18 protein-coding genes and 1 pseudogene are annotated in these 21,096 nt (G+C 69.9%); 16 read left to right on the top strand and 3 right to left on the bottom strand.

Annotated elements, in window-relative coordinates; translation table 11 throughout:
- Positions 1–531 precede the first annotated feature (531 nt).
- The 14 genes from AC3IX6_RS06000 to AC3IX6_RS05935 all read left to right on the top strand — a co-directional run bounded on the left by AC3IX6_RS06000 (position 532) and on the right by AC3IX6_RS05935 (position 13,904).
- Positions 532–792: an acyl carrier protein gene (locus tag AC3IX6_RS06000; protein WP_489369199.1), complete on the top strand. Its 261-nt coding sequence runs from the start codon at positions 532–534 to the stop codon at positions 790–792.
- The gene (locus AC3IX6_RS05995) at positions 785–2,929 is read left to right on the top strand and encodes a beta-ketoacyl synthase N-terminal-like domain-containing protein (protein ID WP_489369198.1); all 2,145 of its coding nucleotides are present in this window, start codon (positions 785–787) and stop codon (positions 2,927–2,929) included. The genes AC3IX6_RS06000 and AC3IX6_RS05995 overlap by 8 nt, the downstream gene beginning before the upstream one ends.
- Positions 2,922–4,343, top strand: a complete 1,422-nt coding sequence (locus tag AC3IX6_RS05990) for a class I adenylate-forming enzyme family protein (protein ID WP_489369197.1) — start codon at positions 2,922–2,924, stop codon at positions 4,341–4,343. The genes AC3IX6_RS05995 and AC3IX6_RS05990 overlap by 8 nt, the downstream gene beginning before the upstream one ends.
- Positions 4,337–4,900 (top strand): phosphoribosyltransferase family protein, encoded by a 564-nt coding sequence (locus tag AC3IX6_RS05985; RefSeq protein WP_489369196.1) that lies wholly within the window; start codon positions 4,337–4,339, stop codon positions 4,898–4,900. Before AC3IX6_RS05990 ends, AC3IX6_RS05985 begins: the two co-directional genes overlap by 7 nt.
- A 3-nt stretch (positions 4,901–4,903) precedes the next feature.
- A complete protein-coding gene (locus AC3IX6_RS05980) occupies positions 4,904–5,599 on the top strand; it encodes a dTMP kinase (RefSeq protein ID WP_489369195.1) in 696 nt (231 codons plus the stop codon).
- Entirely contained in the window at positions 5,596–6,162 is a 567-nt protein-coding gene (locus AC3IX6_RS05975; RefSeq protein ID WP_489369194.1) for an orotate phosphoribosyltransferase, read from the top strand. The genes AC3IX6_RS05980 and AC3IX6_RS05975 overlap by 4 nt, the downstream gene beginning before the upstream one ends.
- On the top strand, positions 6,159–6,842 hold the full coding sequence (locus AC3IX6_RS05970; RefSeq protein ID WP_489369193.1) for an IMP cyclohydrolase: 684 nt from the start codon (positions 6,159–6,161) through the stop codon (positions 6,840–6,842). Before AC3IX6_RS05975 ends, AC3IX6_RS05970 begins: the two co-directional genes overlap by 4 nt.
- A gap of 380 nt (positions 6,843–7,222) precedes the next feature.
- Positions 7,223–7,366, top strand: a complete 144-nt coding sequence (locus AC3IX6_RS05965; protein ID WP_489369192.1) for a hypothetical protein — start codon at positions 7,223–7,225, stop codon at positions 7,364–7,366.
- A 61-nt stretch (positions 7,367–7,427) separates the two neighbouring features.
- A complete protein-coding gene (locus tag AC3IX6_RS05960) occupies positions 7,428–8,534 on the top strand; it encodes a nucleotidyltransferase domain-containing protein (protein WP_489369191.1) in 1,107 nt (368 codons plus the stop codon).
- Between the two features lie 10 nt (positions 8,535–8,544).
- On the top strand, positions 8,545–9,921 hold the full coding sequence (locus AC3IX6_RS05955) for a TldD/PmbA family protein (protein WP_489369190.1): 1,377 nt from the start codon (positions 8,545–8,547) through the stop codon (positions 9,919–9,921).
- Positions 9,918–11,261, top strand: coding sequence for a metallopeptidase TldD-related protein (locus AC3IX6_RS05950; protein WP_489369189.1), 1,344 nt, complete (start codon positions 9,918–9,920; stop codon positions 11,259–11,261). The genes AC3IX6_RS05955 and AC3IX6_RS05950 overlap by 4 nt, the downstream gene beginning before the upstream one ends.
- A gap of 119 nt (positions 11,262–11,380) precedes the next feature.
- The gene (locus AC3IX6_RS05945) at positions 11,381–12,307 is read left to right on the top strand and encodes an ABC transporter ATP-binding protein (protein ID WP_489369188.1); all 927 of its coding nucleotides are present in this window, start codon (positions 11,381–11,383) and stop codon (positions 12,305–12,307) included.
- Positions 12,304–13,101 carry a hypothetical protein gene (locus tag AC3IX6_RS05940; RefSeq protein ID WP_489369187.1) on the top strand — a complete coding sequence of 266 codons (798 nt, stop codon included), beginning with the start codon at positions 12,304–12,306 and terminating at the stop codon, positions 13,099–13,101. Before AC3IX6_RS05945 ends, AC3IX6_RS05940 begins: the two co-directional genes overlap by 4 nt.
- Positions 13,101–13,904, top strand: coding sequence for an ABC transporter permease (locus tag AC3IX6_RS05935; RefSeq protein WP_489369186.1), 804 nt, complete (start codon positions 13,101–13,103; stop codon positions 13,902–13,904). Before AC3IX6_RS05940 ends, AC3IX6_RS05935 begins: the two co-directional genes overlap by 1 nt.
- A gap of 82 nt (positions 13,905–13,986) precedes the next feature.
- Here AC3IX6_RS05935 and AC3IX6_RS05930 read toward each other — a convergent pair whose 3' ends face one another.
- Positions 13,987–14,484, bottom strand: coding sequence for a CYTH domain-containing protein (locus AC3IX6_RS05930; RefSeq protein ID WP_489369185.1), 498 nt, complete (start codon positions 14,482–14,484; stop codon positions 13,987–13,989).
- 264 nt (positions 14,485–14,748) lie between these two features.
- On the opposite strand from AC3IX6_RS05930, the pseudogene AC3IX6_RS05925 reads away from it, so the two are divergent.
- Positions 14,749–15,687 (top strand): annotated as a pseudogene (locus AC3IX6_RS05925) (amidohydrolase family protein); the annotation flags it as partial.
- Between the two features lie 35 nt (positions 15,688–15,722).
- Positions 15,723–16,316 (top strand): LLM class flavin-dependent oxidoreductase, encoded by a 594-nt coding sequence (locus tag AC3IX6_RS05920; protein WP_489369184.1) that lies wholly within the window; start codon positions 15,723–15,725, stop codon positions 16,314–16,316.
- Here AC3IX6_RS05920 and AC3IX6_RS05915 read toward each other — a convergent pair.
- Together AC3IX6_RS05915 and AC3IX6_RS05910 are read right to left on the bottom strand one after the other, a co-directional pair.
- Entirely contained in the window at positions 16,297–18,735 is a 2,439-nt protein-coding gene (locus AC3IX6_RS05915; protein WP_489371350.1) for a glycoside hydrolase family 3 C-terminal domain-containing protein, read from the bottom strand. The two genes, AC3IX6_RS05920 and AC3IX6_RS05915, sit on opposite strands and share 20 nt — an antisense overlap.
- Before the next feature lie 148 nt (positions 18,736–18,883).
- On the bottom strand, positions 18,884–21,058 hold the full coding sequence (locus AC3IX6_RS05910) for a discoidin domain-containing protein (protein WP_489369183.1): 2,175 nt from the start codon (positions 21,056–21,058) through the stop codon (positions 18,884–18,886).
- Between the last annotated feature and the right edge of the window lie 38 nt (positions 21,059–21,096).

Here is a 21,096-nt window from a genome sequence, read left to right as displayed (position 1 = left end):
CTACGGAGGTGTTCGGTCGGGGTGGAGGGGTGTGAGCGTGCCGGCGAGTGCTCGCCATGGGCGCCGGCCTCTCCTCGGGGGGCCGCGATGAGACGGCTGAAGTTCCATCGATCGATCGTTCAGGGGTGAAGTTCTCGTGCAGTGGCCGGCTTTCGGGGGTTCTCGCGATCGTGAGGTGGGTCGGTCGGTGGCCGAGGGCCGCTTTCGGTCCGTCTGTGCCGCTTCACGCCCCCGTGTTTGACGTGTCGAGTCGTACGGAGGGCGGTGCCGGCCGTCGACGCGAGGGCTCGATGTCGACCAGGTCGGCGCATCGCATCGTCGACAACGGTGACGGCGAGTCCCGTTCGAGAGCCTTAGGTCATGCCGGTTCCGTCGGTCGATTGGCCGGACCCTCCTCGTATCGGTCGGAACCTTCCCGACGGTTCTGATCCGCCCGCCAGTTGAAGGTAGGCCTGCTCTCCGTGAGGGCCGGCCCTGTCTTCGACCGAGCCGTTGGCGACATTCCCACCTCTAGCCTTTGGAGTCACTGTCATGAACCCTTCAGTCTTTGCTTCGCTCTGCGAGGTCCTGCGCAAGCGCAGCGAGGAACTTGCGGGGCGTGACATCCAGGCATCCGACCGCCTGACCGACCTGGGGTTCGACTCCCTGGAGCGGCTGTCGCTCGCCGTCGACGTCGAGAACCTCTTCGATCTGCAGATCGACGACGGGGACCTGAACGGCGTGCAGACGGTAGCGGACCTCATGCTCCTGATCGAGCGGCTGCAGGGGGGCGTCGAACTTGACCGTGCCTGAGATCGTGGTCAGCGGCCTCGGCTGCGTATCGCCTTTCGGGGAGAGCGTCGCCGCCTTCACCGCGGGCCTGCGCACCGGCCGGCCCAGCGAACCGCCCCGGACCTTCGAGCCCGCGGGCTACAGGAACTCCGGTGTCTACCACGCGGGAGCCGCCGGTCTGACGGACCGCAGCCGCAACCTTCCCGCCGAGTGGGCCGAGCGGGCCCTCGCCGAGGCCTTCGCCCAGGCGGGACTGACCGCCGGCGCCGTGCCGGGCGTCGGCCTGGCCATGGCCTCGACCAGCGCCGGGTGGCACCTGCCCGACGAGACGCTGGACCCCGCTGGACCTGCCCTCGCCGCGAACACGGACTCAACGGTCCTCCGCAAGGAGGGGCCGGCGCTCTGGTTGGCCGAGCAGTGGCAGCTCGACGGGCCGCACGTCACGATCTCCTCCGCCTGCGCTTCCGCCACAGGAGCGCTCGCATGGGCCGCCGAGCGAATCCGCGGCGGTGAGACCCCCGTGATGGCGGTGGGAGCGGTCGATGTGCTGACCGAGGTCGTCTTCGCGGGCTTTCACTCGATGCGGCTGCTCAGCCCGACCGTCACCCGCCCCTTCGCGAAGGACCGGTCCGGCTTCGTGCTGGCCGAGGGAGCAGCGTTCCTGATACTCGAGGACGCCGCCCACGCGCGGTCCCGCGGTGCCGAGGTCCTCGCAGTCCTCGCCGGCTGGGGAGCCAGCAGCGACGCAGCCCACATCACCACCCCCAGCGCCGAGGGCATTGCCCGATCGCTGCGCAACGCCCTCGCGGATGCGTGCCGCGGCCCGGAAGAGATCCAGGTGTACCACGCGCACGGGACGGCATCGGTGGCCAGTGACGCCGCCGAGGCCTCAGCTGTGGCCGAGGTGCTGCGCCCGTCCGGCGGCCGGATGGCCGTGACGGCCACCAAGAGCAGCTGCGGTCACACCGAGGGTGCCGCCGGGCTGTTTTCCGCGATCGCGGCGATCGATGCCATGCGGACCACTCGGCTCCCACCGGTCCTGGGTGTCGACGAGCCGGATCCGGCTTTCGAAGCGCTGACGCCGGCCGACGGCAGAGGCCCGTCCGGTCCGCAGGCTCCGGCCCTGGTTCACGCGTCCGGCTTCGGAGGCGTCAACTGCACCGTCGTGCTCGATCGTCCGGGCGAGTTCCGTACCGCTGCCCGCCCACCACGGAGGAGAGTCCTGGTGCACCTGGCTGCCCAGGCGCAACCGGAGCAGCTGGTGCAGGTGTCCGCCTTTGACGACCGGACGTCCGATGCGGCGCGGGACCTCGGCGAACCGCAGTCCCCGGCCTTCGCCCGGACCCCCGCGCCGGACCGCGTGACCGAGCTACTTGGGTCCGCCATCGGCGCCCTGCTGGGTGCGTCCGGGCCCATGGCCGCGGAGGCGGCGCGGCGCGGTGGCCTGCTGACCGGCACGGCCTTCGGCAGTCAGGCCAACCATGCCCGGATGCAGGCTGCGATTCGGGGGCGAGGCGGCCGGTCTGTGGACCCGCTGGACTTTGCCAGGTCAACGTTCAACGTGCCGGCCTCTCAGTGCTCCTCCGCCTTCGGGATCACGGGCCGGGTGGAGGCTTTCCTCGGCGCGACGGGAGGGGTGGAGGCGCTGCTCTCGGCGGCCGACGCAGTGGCCGCCGGCCGAGAGCAGGCCGTCTTCGCGGCCGGTTACGACGCACCGGAGAACCGCCTTTGGCGATACGAGACGGACCCCGGGGTCCCTGCTGCGGCCACGGCCCTGCTCCTGGGCACCCCCGAGGCCGCCGAGGCGGGAAGCACCGTGGAACTCGCGGCCGTCCGCCGGGTCGCCCCGACGTCCCGGGCGGGATCCGCTGCCGCGCTGCTCGCCGCGATCGCCGAGGTGGACGGGAACGAGCCCGCCGACGAGATCTGGCTGGACGCGGCGGGACTGGACGAGGACACCCTGTCGGAACTCCTGCCGGGACTGACGTCTCCCCACCGTCTGATCCACTCGGAACCCGGAGCGGCGTCTCCCCTCGACGGGCATCTTCACGCCCTGAACCGCCTCGCGGGCGGCCCCCTCACTTCACTGACCGTCGTCACCACGGCCGAGGCCGCCCCCTCGGCCGTCGTGCGCTACCAGCGGACCGATCGTGTCTGATCCTTTCATCTCCCTGCTGACGGAGCACGCGCTGCGGCGGCCCGATCAGCTCGCCATCGCCGATCCGTCCGTCGAGCTGACCTGGGGTCAGCTCGCGGCGGCCGTGCGGCGACGGGCGCTGGAGCTGCCGGAAGGGAGCGGGTCGGCTCCCGCTGTCGCCGCGCTGCACCGTCCGGGCGACACCGGCTGGCTCATCGACGCCCTGGCACTCCGCGCCCAGGGTGTCACCGTGGTCTGCTTCCCGCCCGCCATGCCTCGGCTCTCGGTCGCCCGGCAGGCCGACGCCTTCTCCGCCACAGCACTGATCGGCGAGGTGAGCGAGCCGCTGCCGGGTGAGATCCGTTCGCCGCACGCCTGGTGGCGGGAGGCCTCGCTGGTGCACCTGACCTCCGGCACGACAGGCACGGCCATGGGCGTACCGCGAAGCGAGGAGAACCTCCTCGACGAGGCGGAGTCCGTCGCCGCCGGTCTGGAACTCACCCCTGAAAGCACGCTGTTGTGCGGCACCCCGGTCGCTCACAGTTTCGCGTCCGGTCTCTTCCTGGCCGCGCTCACGGTGGGTGCGCCCACCGTGGTGGTGCCGTCCTTCGACCCCGCGACGACCACGGAGCTCGCCGAGCGGTACGTGCCGGCCGTGCTGTGCGGCACGCCGTTCGTCTTCAGGTCGCTGCTGCGCTCCCCCCGGGTGCGGGCCGGTGCGCTGAGCGGCGTCCGGATGCCCATGACCGGCGGAGCCCCGCTGCACGCGGACCTCGCCGCCGACTGGCTGGAGACGGTCGGGGTGCCGCTGGTGCAGGAGTACGGTCTCTCCGAAGGCGGGATCGCGACCGTCAACCGTACGCACGCCCGGGAGGCGCCCGCCTCGGTCGGTAGCCCCCTGCCCGGGGTGCGGATCACCGTCGTGGACGAACGCGGGCAGGGGTTGGCCCCCGGGCAGGTCGGCAGGATCCTCGTCACCCGGCGCGGCACCCCCTCTTTCTACGTCGGTGAAGCCGGGCGGCTCGTGCCGGTCCCGGGGGGCCCAGGGGCGGTGGACACCGGAGACCTCGGTTACCTCGACGCCGCCGGGCTCCTCCACCTCACCGGCCGGGCCAAGACGCTGATCAACGTTGCGGGCTCCAAGGTCGCCCCGCAAACGGTGGAAGCCGCACTGCTGGAGCACCCGAACGTCCAGGACGCCGTGGTCATCGGTCTCGCGGACGCGACGCGCGGCGAGGTCGTCGCCGCGCTCGTCGAAGGGAACGCGGGCGACCTGCGACCCGGTGACCTCGCCGACCACCTGCGGCGCAGGCTGAGCTCCTTCATGGTTCCGCGCCGCTGGCACATCGTGCCAGCCACACCGCGTACGGCCTCGGGCAAGCCCGATCTTCATGCCATCCGACAGTACTTTGAGAAGGGGGGCCCCTCATGTTGAGAGATGTGTATCTCGGGGCAGACATTCTGGACACCGGTTCCTATCTGACGACGGTCAACGAACTGTGCGACCAACTCCCGGCCCTGAGGCCTGAGTTGCTGTGGTACGTGACGTCGCACCTGAGAACCCGCGTGGACTTGACCGACGTCACCAAGGTTCTGGTGGAGGAGGAGAAGGGTGCCCCGATCGGCACCGCCTTCTCCCTGATGACCGGGCTGCCTCTGGCCATGGCCAGGCACTACCCGTACGACTTCCCGAGCAGGAAGGTCGCCTTCTCCAGCGAGTACGACCGCAGCACCCTGAACGTCAACGGGATCGAGCCCGGGGACCGGGTCTGCGTCATCGACGACACCCTCTCCACCGGTGGCACCGTCGCGGCGCTGATCGAGGCCGTACGGGACCTCGGTGCGGAGATCGCCTCCGTGGCCGTGGTGGTCGAGAAGGCCGACAACGGTGGCCGCGAACTGCTCGAGCGGGACCTCGGGGTACCCGTCCACTCGCTGATGACGATCAAGGTGGCACCCGGCGAGGTGCACGTGGTCGAAGGGATCGCCTGAGCCATGCCGACCCCCATCGCGACGGCGGCCGAGGCCGCCGACCGCCTGAACCTTCCCGCGCTCACGCCGCTGACCACGCCCGGCTTCCTCCTTGTCGTGGAGGGCACCGACGGAGCTGGCAAGACGACCCTGATCAGGCAGGCCGGCGAGCGGCTGCGGGCAGCCGGTCACGACGTCCTGGACACCTTCCAGCCGACCCGGAGCGCCCGCGCGCACGAGGTCTTCCGCGGCTTCTCCGAGATCGGCGGCGCACAGCAGGAGCTCTATCGCGCGCTCTACCTGCTGACGCTCGGCGACCGGCTGTACCACGCCCACGCCCTGATGATCCCTCACCTGATGGCTGGCGGCGTGGTGATCTGCGACCGCTACCTGTACACCACGATGGCCAACATGCTGGCCCGGGGCCACGAGTTCGAGTCCTGGTTCGTCGACGCCGCCGCCCACGTTCCCCAACCCGACCTGTCGGTCCTCGTCCACTGCCCTCTGGAGACTGCCGTCGAACGGATCAGGTCCCGCCCCGAGGAAGCGGAACGCCCCATCGATCTGGACCACATGGGCCGGGTGTACGCCGGCTTCCGGCGTCTCGAGGAAGCCGGCTACCTGCGAGGCATCGACACCTCGGTGACCGGGATCGAGGGGACCGCGGACACGGTCTGCCGATGGGTGGACGAGGCGTTCACCGCGAAGGCCGCACGGTGAGTCGACGGACCGGCGCGCTCGCCAGGGCGCTGCGGGACGTCAACCCGTTCATCGAGGCCCGGCGCGGCGACGGAACACTGCTCCGCGACTACCTCGACGGGCATCGGATCCTCGGTGATCCCACCGCCCTCGCCATGGCTGCCGGCGTCCTCGCAGACCTGATCCCCGCGCGGGCGGACCACGTCGGAGGCGAGGCCGTGGCCGGCAGCGGTCTGGCGCTGGCCGTCTCGTTGGCGGCGCTCGACCGAGGGCGGCGGCTGCCCGCCCGGACGCTCCGTCAGGAACCCAAGGAGCACGGCGTGGTCGGCGTGCTGAGCACCGCCGTTCCCCCGGCGAGCCGCTTCGCCCTGGTGGACGACGTGGCCGGGACCGGAGCCAGCCTGGAGCGGTCCACACTGCGCCTGCGCGAGCTGGGCCACGAAGTGGTGGGCGCCTGGGTGGTGGTGGACCGCCACAATGGGGCCGCCGAAAGGCTGGCCCGGCTGGGCGTCACTCTCACGGCCCTGCTGACGATCGACGAGCTCCGAGCTGTGGGCTCTCACCTGGAGAAGGCACAACCATGACAGACCTGAAGACCCTGCTGTCCTCGAACCCGTACCCGGGCCGAGGAGTGCTGTGCGCGCGCACCCTCTCGGGGACGGTGCTGGGCGCCTACTTCCTCACCGGCCGCAGCGCCGCGTCCAAGGACCGCGCCCTGCGCCTGATCGGTGACGAGCTCCTGGTGGGGCCGACCGAGGAGACCGAGCACGACCCGCTGCGCCACTACGCTGCCGCCCTGGCCACCCCCGCCTGGCTGGTGTTCGGCAACGGCGAGCAGGTCTCCGAGGTGACCGGGCGCCTGCGCAAGGGTGCCTCGCCCGCCGACTCGCTCGGAGGCTTGGAGTACGAGCCCGACCCGCCGATCCGCACTTCGCGGATCACCGCACTGCTCAGCCGTGACGGGGGCCGTACGGCGGTGCTCGGCGCCGCCCGCCCGAGCAGTGGATCCCGCCTGACCACCAACGTCATGACCCTCACCGTGCAGGACCTGGAGCCCGGTGAAGCGGTGCTGCTGACCACGTACCGGTCGGACGGGCAGACCGTCTCCGTGGCCTCGCCCTTTGACGAGACGAGGGTCGTCTCGCACGACGGCCCCGAGCTGCTGGACGAGATCTGGTCCGTCCTGAATCCCGCGTACCGGGTTGCCGCGGTCGTCATCGACCCCGCCCGGGGGCCGGGCTCCGTGATCCAGCGTTCGGCCTGACCACTTTTCTCTCAGATCAATTGACGAATTGTCGGGAACGGGAAAGAGGAACGTTCCGAGTTCGGTATTTTGGTTCAATTCCGGCACGGAGGCGGGCCTTTTGTGGTCGGCGCGAGTGGCCTGATTGTTTGATATCGTTTTTTAGTCCACACTCGATTCGGGTGAACGGGCCTGTGGACTTGCGCGTTTGGGTCGATGCCTGAAAGATGAATGCGGCTCGGCAATTGCACGGAAATTCCTTTGCAATGCCTGACGTTTTCGTGGTGGCCGGCCCCCCCAAATCTCGGTAGTCGTAGCATCTCGCACGATTGCCGTGCGGTCCCGCCCGGGTCCGCGTACGCCGCCCATGAGGGCCTTGTCTCACGCAAAGGAGGTGCGCAATGGAGAACCTGGACGTCATCGAGGTCGACGAGGACATCGTCGAGTTCGACTCTGCCGAGGAGAATGTCGGCAACATCGGCAACATCGGCAACATCGGCAACATCGGCAACATCGGCAACATCGGCAACATCGGCAACATCTGACATAACCCGTGGCGGGAGCCGACCGGCTCCCGCCACGGCGGACGAAGGGATCTGTTCGGACATGGGACGCTCGGTCGTGGCGGAGAAGATGGAAGCGGCCCGGAAGCTGGGCCACGTGATCGCCGAGCAGAACCCGGCGGTGGACTCGGTGTACCTGGCGGGTAGCCTCACCGCAGGCCTCGGGAACCCGACCAGCGATGCCGACCTGTTCGTGCTGGGCGACGCCGACGACGCCGACGAGAACTTCCCGACGCAGTACAGCGTCGATGGCCACCGCGTCGACGTCGAGCGATTCGCCCTCGCCGCCGCTCGCAAGACCGTCGAGGACGTCGTCTCGTTCGAGCTGCGCCGCGACCGGCTGACGGACCTGCACAAGCTCGCGGATCCCCTGGACTTCGTCTTCCGCCTTCGCACGTCCGAGATCATCGTGGCCTCGCCCGCGCTCGAGGCCCTCCGCCGGCAGGTGGACACCGCACTCCCCGCCATCCGGCGCACCGCCGTCAACTACGCGGCCATCGCGATCAACGGCGCCTTGGAGGACTTCCTGGGCGCCGCCGTCGAGGGCGACTTCGACACCGCCGCGTACGCCGGTCAGCGCCTGACCGCCCACGCCGGCAAGGCCGTCGCCGCCGCCTCCGGCGACCTGTACTTCAGCAACAAGTGGGTCTACAAGCAGCTCAGCCGGATCGGGCTGAAGAACTTCCCGATGGACGCGTTCACCACGTACCAGCGTGGCAGCTGGGCCGAAGGCGGTACGGAGCAGGCCGAGGCACTGGTTTTCTTCGCCCAGACCTGGATAGCCGTTGCCCAGCTGCTGGGGTCGGCGGAGGTGCCGGTCGACGCGTGGCCGGTACGGGCGCAGGACGCCCCTCCCGCCACCGACGGCTTGTGGCGCAATCCCTCGTACAACGTTCTCACTGTGGACGCCGGCATCCTGCTGCACTGGGAGCTGCGTCGCCAGCTGGTCCTCAAGGAGCCTGTCGCCTACGTATGGGCGCTGTGCGACGGCCGTTCACGGGAGGCGATCGCCGCCGGCATCGCGTCGCTGGCCGCGCACGTTCCCTCCCTGGCCGCGATGGACACCGCTCGCGTCGAGTCCGTCCTCGACGCCCTGGAGTCCAAGTCCCTCGTCTCCAAGACCCCGTACTCCGCTCTCGACGCGGTCTGAGGGCCTCGGCATGAACGGTCAGGAAGGCCTCCGACGCGACGCGACAGCACCCGACCGACAGCGTCTGCTCGAACTCGCGGAGTGGACACTGACGAAACTGGCCGGCGCCGCGGACTACGTCCAGGTCCATGTCTCCCACAGTCTGGCGGTCCACTCCGAGACATCCGACGGACGGACGCTCGCCACGTGCGTCGAACCGCTCACCGGTGTGGGCTGCCTGGTCCGGCAGGGCACCCGCTGGCGGTATCGGCACGTCCCGCCGTCGGCACTGGGCCGGCTGGCCTCCTGGCTGGACTCGTCCGCATCCGCGTCGACGAGCGACGCACCCCTCGACGCCCTGCGAACCGGCGCACGCTCCCTCGGGTACTCCCCTGTTCCGGCCGGGAAGTGGCCGGTCCGCGATCCCCGAACCGACTACTCGCTCCTGGTCATGGAGGACTTCACCTCCCGTGTCTTCGCCACCGCCGACACCGACGGCGTCCGCGCGGCCTGCGCCGACCAGGTGCTGCGCCAACGCGTCAAGGCCACAGTGACCGTCGACGGGCGTCCGTACCGGGGCCTGAACAGACGAGTGGTGCGAGGACCGGCAGGGGAGACCGCTGCGGGCCAGGGAACCGCGGATCTCGTCCGGGTCGCTCTGGATCATGCTTTGGAGTCCTCCGTAGCCGTACTCACAGGCCCACGCCGCACCCCTGTCGTGTTCGGCCCGTCGGCCGGTGCCGGTTTGCTGCACGAGCTGGTGGGACACGCCTTGGAAGGCGACAACTTCGCGTTGGGCAGCCCGTACACCACCAGACTGCGCCGGCCCGGAGTGCTGCCCGGTGCCCTGACCGTCGAGGACGACCCCACCCTTCCGGACGGTTACGGCTCGTACGCCGTCGATGACGAAGGAGCGCCGGCCCGTGCCACCACCCTCCTCTCGGAGGGAGAAGTCGGCATGCCGCTCGCCTCGGTACGCACGGTTCACCGGAGCGGTGACACCCCGACTGGCAACGGCCGCCGCCGCAGTTACCGGGATCCGGCCATACCCCGCGCCAGCAACACCGTCGTCCGCCCCGGAGACGACGACCCGGCGGCGCTCCTCGCCGTCGGCCCCGAAGGCCTGCTGTACGTGGGATGCCTCGGCGCCGGGATGATCAACCTGATGACCGGCGAGTACTCGTTCTCCGCTCTCGACTGCTCCTTCATCACACCCGACGGACACCGAATCCCGGTCCGCGACGTGAGTCTCTTCGGTGACGCGCTGGACACCCTGGCGCGCATCGAGGGCATCGGGCCGGACCTCGGCAGCGACAGCGTGAGCTGCGGCAAACAGGGCCAGATGATCGGCATCGGCATCTACTCGCCCACCATGCGTTTCGCAGCCCTGGATTGGAGTGCGGGATGAGGGAGATCGAGAGCGCGATACCCGGCGCTCTGGCCGTCGCCGATGCGGTGGAGCAGAGCCTCCACCCCGGCGAACGATTCCGGCTCTTCCTCGAACGGACTGCTCGGCGCAGCCTCGCGGTCGAGGTGGAGACCGGTCGCAAGAGCCTTGCCGTGCGCGGCGGCACCCCCGGTGGATACCTGGTGCTCGCCGCCGACGGCCGGGAGCTCTACCTCAACCTGCCCGACGTCGCCGCACCCGACGTGCCGGACCTGGTCCGGCTGGGTCGGGAACTGCAGGACCTGGCCGGCAGCCTTCCTTCCCCTGCCACGACCGCCGACTCGCGCACCCCCTCGGCGACCTTCACCGGGCACTGGGAGCAGACCGGCCGGTCCCTGGACCTGGAGAGCATCGCCGCAGACCCGTCCCGTTTCATCGACGGCATCCGATGCGCAGCCGGCCCGGCCATGGTTCTGCGGAGCGTGCACCTGACGGAGATCGTCAGCGAGTCGCTCTTCGCCCGGTCCGCCGGCGTCCGTGCCACGGGTACACGCCGGGGCGTGGAGCTGCAGGCCGCCGCGATCTGCCCGGACACGGGCAGCACCACGGTCCTCACCCGTTACGCCAACGACACCGCCGCCCTTGATATTGAGGGCCTCGGTCGGGAACTGGCCCTGGCCACGGGCAGCGACGTCCCGGGCACCCGGTCGTTCGACGGCGACCAGGTCGTCTTCACCCCTACCGCCGCTGCCCAACTGCTCCGGCACCTCACCGCCACGCTGTTGGCCACGCCCCTGTCCGAGGCCCGGCCTCTGCGTACCTCGGTGATCGACGACCCGCGGGCACCGGACGGCCGGGCGGTCGGCGCTTTCGACTGCGAGGGAACCGCCACCTCACGTACCGAACTGGTCACCCGCGACGGAGTCCAGAACCGGATCACCACCCGCCTGCGCACCCTTGCAGGAGCAGCGTCGCCGGAAGGCGGGCAGCTGACCGGCCACGCACGATGGGACCCCACCGAGAACTTCCCCAAGCCGTCCGCGAACAACGTACGCCTCGCACCCTGCGGCAACGTTCCGGACCTCCGCTCCGGCGGGCACGCCGTGGTCGTCGACGTGCGGAGCCTGGGCGTGGAACTCCTGCGCTCCGGGGGCCGGCTGGCGTTCCGTCTGCGCATCGTGCGCTCCGAGGACGGGCGACGGCGCGAGGTCTTCGCTCCCTTCGCCGTGGGGGGAGAGGCCCTCGACTTCCTGGCGGCGATCGAGGCCGTCGGCGGCGCGGTCTCCCATGCGCCAGGCCCCTTCTCCACGGCGGCTTCCCCGATCGTCATGAACCTTGCGGGCCTGGCCTCCACACCGTAGGTCCCGCTGGCCGGAAGACAAGACAGGCAAGACCTCCCATTTGCTCTCCAGAAAGTACGCGTGCCATGGTGGCAGAAATCCCTGCATCCGTTCCTGACCAGGGGATGGAGTCAGCCCGGTTGGTCGTCAAAGGCCTCCGCCGGGACTTCACTTCGGCGGACGGGTCGGTCCGCCGAGCCGTGGACGACATCGACCTGACCATCCGTGCCGGTGAACTCGTTTCCGTGCTGGGCCCCAACGGGGCCGGCAAGACCACCATGGTCAAGATGCTGACCGGGCTGCTCCTCCCCACGTCCGGGACCGTGCTGCTCGATGGCCACGACGTGGTCCGCGACCGGCGGCGCGCCTCCCTTGCCTGCGGGTTCACCCTCGGCGGTGACAACGGCCTCTACCCGCGTCTGTCGGCCCTGAAGAACCTGACCTTCTTCGGTCTGATGTACGGCTTGCACGGCTCGGCGCTGGACCGCCGGGCCGAAGAGCTGTTGGAGGCGGTGGGCCTGGCCGACCGGGGCAAGGACATGGTCTCGTCGTTCTCACGGGGCATGAAGCAGCGGCTGCACATCGCGAAGGCGTTGCTGCACGATCCGGCGGTGATCATTCTGGATGAGCCGTCCGCCGGCCTGGACCCGCAGTCGGCCGCCTCCATGCGTGCCTTGGTGTCCCGGCTCTCCGGCGAAGGCCGCGCCATCCTCCTCACCACGCACGACATGCGGGAGGCCGAGCAGCTCAGCGACCGCATCGTGCTGATGAAGGACGGACGGGTCCACACCGAGTCGACGGCTGCCGGTCTGCGAGCGGCTGCCGCCGAGCGCATGGGCCACTCCGTCCGTGTGGAGTTCACCGACGGTGTGGTGCCCGAGCAGCTGGGCCAGTGCCCGGGACTCCTCAGCCAGGAGAGCGGCGACGGCTCCGCCACCTTGAGGGTCCGTGACGGTGCCGCCTCGGTGGAGTGGATCCTGAAGTCGTTCCCCTCGGCCACGAACAGCATCTCCGTCACCCCTCCCACCCTGGAGGAAGTCTTTCTGGACGTGGTGTCGGCGTCATGAGCACCACTCCCCTCCGGACGTCCGCCGTCCGTCTCCGCCTGGTCTTCCTGCCCACCTTCCAGCGGGCCGTCGTCGACCAGCTGCGCTTGCACGCCTCCAGCCCGATGGCTGTCTTCTCCACCTTGGCCATGCCCTGCGTCTTCGCGTTCCTCGTGCACAGGATGGCTGTCGCGGCCGGCGGTGCGCAGGAGGCCACCAGCGACCTGGCCGTGGGCTCGGCCGGCATCGGCATGCTGGACTCGATCATCGTGCTGGTCGTTTTCAGCATGATGGGGGAGAAGCGGTGGAAGACGCTATACGCCGCCCTCGGCAGCCCGGGCGGGATGGTGCCGGTCGTCCTGGGACGCCTGGCCGGTATCGCCGTCCAGTCGCTGACGGCCATACCCGGCACGTTCGTCGTTCTCGCTCTGCTGTGGGGCGTTGACGACACCTTCGCCTGGGGCCGCTGGCTGGCCGGGGGTGTCATCCTGGCTCTCGGCACTTCTGCCGTGGTGGGCCTGCTCGGGTTCTGCGTGCTGCGCTACCCGTACTCCGCAGGTATGACCAACGGCCTGACCGGCCTGGTCATGGCGCTCAGCGCCCTGGTGGTACCGCAGTCGGCGCTTCCCGGACCGGCCCGGGCCGTGTCCGAACTCCTCCCGCAGTCCCATGCCATGGCGTGGGTACGCGGCGGCGACCACATGGAACTGCTGTACGCCCTGGCTCTCACCGCGGTGTTCACCGCCCTGGTCGTCCTGTCCGTCCGGCGGGTGGAGCACCTGGCCCGCCACCAGGCCCTTCCTCTGGAGTTCTGATGTCCATGGCGACGCGATCCTCCACCCTGCACCGCTTCCGGGACAGCTCGTACGACGTTGTGCGTGGGGCGCTGCTCTCCTACCGGGCCTTGTTCACCTGGCTCAACCCGCTCGGGTACCTCAGCTCCCGGATCGTCCGGCCGATCGGCATGGCCATCACCTTCACCTCGCTGTCGTCCTACTACGGGGCGGGCATCGGCAGGATGCTGGTCGGCTCGAGCCTGCTTGCCGGTGCCGGTGCCGTCGTTTACGGCATGGCGCTGGCCATCGGCAACGAGAGGTCGTTCGGAACCCTCGGCTCATGGCTGGCGTCCCCCCAGAACAAACTCGGCACCGCCTGCCAGCGCGCCCTCCCGCACATCGTCGACGGCTTCGTGGGCGGGCTGTGTACCTACGTGATCTGCTGCCTCCTCTATCGCGTGTTCCCGCTCGACGTGCCGATGTTCGCGGCGATTCTCGCACTGGGCGTGTTCACCACGGCCGGACTCGGCATGGTCCTCTCGGCACTGGCCCTCGTGGTGGAGGACATCTTCATCGGGCCGAACGCCGCTGACCTGGCCCTCATGGTGCTGACCGGCACCCTGGTTCCCGTGCACGACCTGCCCGGCTTCCTTCAGCCGGTCAGTGAGGCGATGCCGCTCACCCACGCCATGAGATGGGCGGACGCCGGCATCAACGGCGCCCCTTGGGAGTCTTCTCTGGTGGTATCGGAACTCGCCGTCGGTGCCGTCTGGTTCGTGGCCGGATCGGGCATGCTTCTCTTCGCAGCCCGCCGCGCCGCCGCTCGCACATCCTTGACCTGAAATCCGTTCAGGCGGTGCCATTCGTGGCGACCCCCACCGGATATCGGGGGCCGCCACGGGGGCATGCTGGATTCGTGATGTTTCAGGGGCGGGGGTGCGATCGGCTCAGGTATCGGTTGCCCCATTCGCTGAGGCCCGTCACCTCCGGGCCGAACCAGTGCGGCAGTCGGAATGCTTGCGCCTGCTCGAGGTCATCGAATTCAACCTCGACCACCCGCAGCCCTTCATGCGTTCCGCCATATACGTCGACCACGGCCTCGGGCCCGTCGACCGCCTCCCCCAGTGGAACTGACCAGCGGTCCTTTTCCAGTCGGTCGGTGGTCAGCTTCCAAAGCCGCAGGAAGTCCTCGCCGGAAATCGGGAATTCCACTTCTGAGCGGACGTTCGCCGTCCCGTCGTACTCGGAGGACGGCGCCTTCACCGTCATCAGGAACGTATGGTCCACCGCACGGATGCGTACCTCCACGTCCGCCTCCGGCGCCGACAGGTAAGCCTGCCGTATGCGGGCCCGACGGCTGTCCTCCGGGATCTTCCAGTCGCGCACCACCTGGAATTTGCGCTCTATCTCCAAATCTTCCACAAGTCACTCCTCTGTTCGCACGGTAATACTTGAAGGTTGCACTCGCTGATCGTTGGTGTCAATGAATGCGTGACATCTCGATCATTGCTTGCCGGGTATCTGGTGTGGCTGATCCTGTTCCGGGTAGACGGAAGACGGCAACGCTCCGGCGTCGTTGAGAAGGTCCTTGCCTGCCTCGACTGAAGGGCGTCGCGTCTCCGGCATCGATGCACCTGTGGGAGTGTTCAAGGGTTTTCAATAGACATGTGAGATTGCCTCAACTAATTCAAGCTGTTCATGGCCTACCCCGGGGTCTTCTACAGCGACGACGGCCAGATCCTGCGGGCCATGCAGCGGGCCGCGGGCAATGGCGGGCTGATCATGATGCACGCCGAGAACGGCATCGCGATCGACGTGCTCGTCGAGCAGGCCCTGGCGCGCGGGGAGACGGACCCGTGCCACCACGGCGAGGTCCGCAAGGTGCTGCTGGAGGCGGAGGCCACCCACCGCGCCATCCAGCTCGCGAGGGTCGCCGGGGCTCTCCTCTACGTGGTCCACGTCTCGGCGGAGGAGGCGGTCGCGGAGCTGGCCGCAGCTCGTGACAAGGGCCTGCCGGTCTTCGGCGAGACCTGCCCGCAGTACGTCTTCCTGTCCACCGACAACCTGGAAGAGCCGGACTTCCAGGGCGCGAAGTACGTCTGCTCGACCCCGCTGCGACCGCGCGAGCACCAGGCGGCGCTGTGGCGGGGGCTGCGTACGAACGATCTCCAGGTGGTCTCCACGGACCACTGCCCGTTCTGCTTCCGGGGGCAGAAGGGGCTCGGCCGCGGAGACTTCTCGAAGATCCCGAACGGTCTCCCGGGGGTGGAGAACCGCATGGACCTCCTTCACCAGGCGGTCCTGGACGGGCACATCAGCCGGCGTCGCTGGATCGAGATCGCGTGCGCGACTCCGGCCCGGATGTTCGGCCTCTATCCGCAGAAGGGCACGATCGCGCCGGGTTCCGATGCCGACATCGTCCTCTACGATCCGCACGCCGAGCAGGTCATCTCCGCCGAGACGCACCACATGAACGTGGACTACTCGGCGTACGAGGGCAAGCGGATCACCGGACGCGTCGACACGGTCCTCTCGCGCGGCGAACTCGTCATCGACCGGCGGGAGTTCACGGGCCGGGCCGGCCACGGCGCCTTCATCCCCCGCTCCACCTGCCAGTACCTGTAAGCCGCAAGCCCGCACGCAGCAAGGAGCAGCCAGCCATGGACTTCGGCCTCGTCCTGCAAACCGATCCGCCCGCCTCCCAGGTGATCAGCCTCATGAAGCGCGGCGAGCGCAACGGCTTCCGCTACGGCTGGACCTTCGACTCGGCCGTGCTGTGGCAGGAGCCGTTCGTCATCTACAGCCAGATCCTCGCCAACACCCAGCGCATGCGCGTCGGTCCGATGGTCACCAACCCGGGCACCCGCACCTGGGAGGTCACCGCCTCCACCTTCGCCACCCTCAACGACATGTACGGCAACCGCACGGTGTGCGGGATCGGCCGCGGGGACTCGGCGATGCGGGTCGCCGGCCGCGCGCCGAACACCCTGGCCCGCCTCGGCGAGGCCATCGACGTCATCCGCGACCTGGCCGAGGGACGTGAGGCCGGCCGCGCCGGGAACCCGTCCACCGACTTCGTCCCCGACGAGATCGTCGACCGCTTCTGCCTGCTGGGCCCCGCCGAGGCCCACATCGAGAAGCTCCGCGCCCTGCAGGCCCTGGGCGTCGACCAGTTCGCCCTCTACGACATGCACGACGCCCGGGAAACGACCATCGACGCGTACGGCGCCGACATCATCCCGTCGTTCCGCTGATCTCCAGTGACCCGCTCCACACCAGGTCGCCGGCCGAGCGGCCCACCGTGATCCGGTACCTGCCGGGCTCCGTGCGCCAGGCCTCCTCGGCTTCGGACCAGTGCCGCAGCGCGTGCGGCGACACCTCCACGACGGCGGTCGCCGACGCGCCGGCTTCCGCGTGGACCGCGGCGTAGCCGGCGAACCAGCGGACCGGACGCTCGACGGTGGATTCCGGGCGGGCGAGGTACACCTGAACGACCTCGCGGCCGGGCCGGTCGCCCGTGTTGCGCACCCGGACGCGGACCGTGAACGGGGAGCCTTCCGTGACCTGCGCCGGGGCATGGACCGCCTCGTACTCCCAGGTGGTGTAGCCCAGACCGTGGCCGAACCAGTAGGCGGGCCGCCTGCCGGTGCGGAGCCAGGCCCGGTGCCCGATGTGCAGGCCGTCCCCGTAGGCGAGCCGGCCGTCGACGGGGTGCGCGTGGGTGACGTGTGCGTCGGACAAGGCGGCCGCCCAGGTGGTGGGGAGGCGGCCGGCCGGCTCGGCGTCCCCGAACAGGACGTCGGCGAGCCCGGCGCCGGCCTGCTGCCCGGGGAACCAGGTGAGCAGCACCGCGCCCACTTCGTCGCGCCAGGGCAGTTCGACGGGCCCGCCGCTGTTGACCACGGCGATGGTGCGCCGGTTGACCGCCGCGACGGCGCGGACCAGTGCGTCCTGGTGGCCGCCCAGGGAGAGGTCGCCACGGTCGTGGCCCTCGGTCTCGGTGTGTTCGGTGGTGCCGACGACCACGATCACCGCGTCCGCGTCGCGGGCCGCCCGCACCGCTTCGGCGAGCGCGGCCGCCGCCTGCGGATCCGGGGGCGCCGCCGCGACGATCGTGGCGCGCCCGGCGCCGGGGACCAGCTCGCGCCGGGCCGTCAGGAGAACGGGCTCCGTCGTGTCCAGGGTCGCCCGCACCGTGTGGAGGGGCGGGTTCACATGGACGACGGCCGGGTCGTCGGTGGTGCAGGGGAACGCGCCCTCCAGCACGGTCCGGCCGCCGAGGACGAGCTCCATGCGGCCGAAGCCGGCGATGCCGAAGGTCCATTCCCCCGTCGCCCCCGGCCGTACGAGCGCGCTGATCTCCACCGTCCGAGCGGCGGGAACCACGGGCGGCTCCAACTGCCGCCCGGACAGCCGGTGTTCCGCGTGCAGCTCACGGCCCGCCTCGTCCAGGAGGCGCAGCAGCACACCGGGCTCACCCGACCGCGGGTCGCTGCACCAGCCGGTGTCGAGGGGCGCCGGGGGAACGTCCAGTCCCGGACCCGGTACGTGCACCACCTGGGCCAGACCGTCCAGCCGGGCGCGGATCCCGTCGAGCGGAGTGACCACGTGCGAGGGGAAGACCCCCGCGCTGCCTCCGCCCTGCACCCGGGGGGAGGCGGCGTGCACGCCGATGACGGCGACCTTTGCCAGCGAGGACGGGTCGAGCGGGAGCCCCTCGCGGTTGCTCAGCAGCACGGATCCGGCGGCCACGGTGCGGCGCAGCAGCGCCCGCGTGTCGTCCGGCCCGAATGCCGGGGTGCGCGGCCGCCGGCTCGGTGCGAGCGCCCCCACGCGTTCGGCCAGTCGCAGCAGGCGCCGCACCTTCTCGTCGACGGCCCGCTCGGGCACGCGGCCGTCCTTCACGGCCTGGACGAGGGACGCCCCCCACGGGCCCTGCGGTCCCGGCATCGCCAGGTCGAGTGCGGCGAGGGCCGGTTCCAGGGTCGAACGCAGCGCGCCCCAGTCGGAGACGACCACCCCGTCGAAGCCCCAGTCGCCCTTGAGGGGCTCGGCGAGCAGCGGACTGGCGGTCATGGTCGCGCCGTTCACGCTGTTGTAGCCCGCCATCACCAGCCATACGCCCGCCCCGACGGCAGCCTCGAACGGAGCCAGGTACACCTCCCTCAGCACCCGCTCGCAGACGCGCACGTCCACGTGCATCCGCCCGGTCTCGGAGTCGTTGGCCACGTAGTGCTTGGCCGTGGCCGCCACCCCCGCCGCCTGGATGCCCCGGACGAGCGCCGCGCCCGTGCGGCCCGTCAGCAGGGGATCCTCCGAGAAGCACTCGAAGTGCCGGCCGCCCAGGGGCGTGCGATGCAGGTTGAGCGTCGGCGCCAGGACGACGTCCACGCCCTTGCGGACCGCTTCCGAAGCGAGCAGGCCCCCCAGCTCCTCGACCAGGTCCTCGTCCCACAGCGCGCCGATCGCGGACGCCGAGGGCAGCAGGGCGGAGGTCAGCCGCTCGTCCCAGGCCTCTCCCCGCACCCCTGCGGGACCGTCGGAGGTCACCATCTCGCGCAGGCCGACGGCCTGTTCGCCCGCCGTCCGCCACGTCGTCGCCCCCGACAGCAGCCGCACCTTCTGCACCAGATCGAGCTTCTCCAGCAGTCGATCGAGCATGTCCTCGCCCATCCCCACCCCATTCACGTCATCCGCTCCTCACCCATGGGAGAAGACCCGGCCCTCCCCGTTGTTCGGACGGGGAGGGCCGGGCCCGTACGGAGGGCCGACCGGGTCAGGGCAGCCGGTACTCCGCGTTCAGTGCCGCGCCGTCACGTGCTCAGCTGTAGACGCCGAACTCGTAGAGCGAGTAGCCCCAGGCGGTGCCGCGTGCCGTCAGGTTCAGTCGCACGTGGCGGGCGGTCGCCGACACGTTGATCGTGTCGATGTCACCGTTGCCGGTGGTGGTGGAGTGGACCGTGCGCCAGTTGGTGCCGTCGTCGGAGAGCTGCACCTCGTAGGACTTGGCGTAGGCCGGGTCCCAGACCAGTTGCAGGGTGCGGATCGCGGTGGAAGCACCGAGGTCCACCTGGATCCACTGCGGGTCGCTCCAGTCACTGGCCCAGCGGGTACCGGCCTTGCCGTCGGTCGCGTTGCCCGGAGCGCAGGGGCAGTCGCCGTACCCGGCCTGGAAGGAGGAGGCGGTGGCCGGCTTGTTCAGCGCCACGTTCGTGCCGCTCACGGGCGGGGCGACCACCTTGACGGACTTGGTCTCGATGCCCGCGTTGCCGTGGCCGTCCTCCGCCTGGATGTACACCTTCCAGACGCCGAGCTTCTCGGGAGCGGTGACCGCGAAGGTCCCGTTGCCCGTCGAGCGCCACTGCGCCTCGACCAGGCGCTTGTCGCCGTTCGCGTAGTTTCCGCTGAGGAAGACCTTGTACGTCAGCGGGTCGTTCTGCGGGTCGCTGATGTTCGCGCGGACGGTGAACTCGCCCCCGGCCGGGGCGTTGGAGGCCTTGTCGACGACCATGCTGCTGATGACCGGCGGCGTGTTGTCGCCCGCGGTCGATCCGGTGTACGCCTTCTTCACCGCGTAGTACGACAGCCGCTTGAGCCCGTCGGGCAGCAGGTTGAACCAGATGCCCCCGAAGTCGTGCTCGATGCCGTAGTGGAACATCGTGGCGCCCAGGGCCACGCCCTGGTGGCCGGTGATGCAGTTCCAGGCGGTGGTGTAGCCCTCGGCGGTCTGCACGTCGGTCTTCTGATCGGGAACGCCGTTCGCGTCGTTCGCCACCTCCCACTCGCCGGCCGGTCCCGTCTCGGTGATGATGTAGGGCTTGTTGTAACCGCCGTCCACCCAGTCCTGCTTCACCCCGCAGATGTCGCCGTAGGAGTTCATCGAGTACAGGTCGAGGTCCGGGGCGTTGCGCTTGTAGTACGGCCACGCCCCCGTCCAGGCGTCGGTCGAGGTGACCGGGTGGTCCGGGTCGATGGTGTGGATCTTCTTGGCCACGTCGTTCACGAACGTGGTGTAGGCGCCCCGTTGTGCCTCCAGTTCGGTGCCGCTGTAGCAGTTCTGCAGGCCGAGCACGGATTCGTTGCCGACGTTCCACATGAGCGTCGCCGGGTGCGACTTGTAGGTGTCCACCCACTTCGCGAACTCGGTCAGCATGGTGCTCTTGTACGCGGCGTCCGTCACGTAGTTGACGCAGCCGCCCGAGCCGGGTCCGCCGCCGGGCTGCAGCCAGAAGCCGTTGATCACCCGGATGCCGTTCGCCGCGGCCGTGTCGAGCAGGGGTTTGCTCGACGCGTCCGTGCCCCAGGTGCGGATGGTGTTGACGCCCATGGACCTCACGTCGGGCATGTACTTCGGGGCGTCGGCGAAGGAAGGGCCCCAGGTCAGGCCCTTGACGGTGTACGGCTGCCCGCCCACGGTCAGCTGCCAGTTGCTCTGGGAGCCGGCCACGCGCACGGCGCCCTGGACCGGGGGCTCCTGCGTGGTGGTGCCGTAGACCTGGAACTCCCAGAGGGAGTAGCCGTAACCGCCGGAGCGGACCAGGCCGTTCATCCGTACGTACCGGCCGCTGCCGGAGAGGGCGAGCTCGTCGGTGCCGCCGTCGCTGCCGGTGACGGACTTGGCGGTGCGCCAGTTCGTGCCGTCGTCCGAGACCTGGATCTCGTAGTTCTTGCCGAACGCGCCCTCCCAGGTGAGGACGACGCGGCTGAGGCTGCGGCTCGCGCCGAGGTCGACCTGGATCCACTCGGCGTCGCGCCACTGGCTGGCCCAGCGGGTACCGGTGAGGTTCCCGTCGAACGCGGCGGCCGCGGAGTAGCCCTCGCCCTCCTGGGAGGAGGCGGTGGCCGGCTTGCCCTGGGAGAGCAGGGTTTCCGCGGCGACCGCGGCGGGGGCGCCGGCCAGGGTGAGCGAGGACGCGAAGAGCGCGCCGAGGGTGACGAGGGCGGCCGCGCAGCGCGTGCGGCGGGGACTGGTTCTGGTGGAGGGAGGGGGGAACATTGCGGCTCCTGGTGTCAATTGCGGGGGAATGCCCCCGG

The sequence above is a fragment of the Streptomyces sp. GL_141 genome, assembly GCF_057834385.1.
The sequence above is the reverse complement of the archived record's forward strand: the minus strand, read 5'-3'. Positions and strand labels throughout refer to the sequence as shown.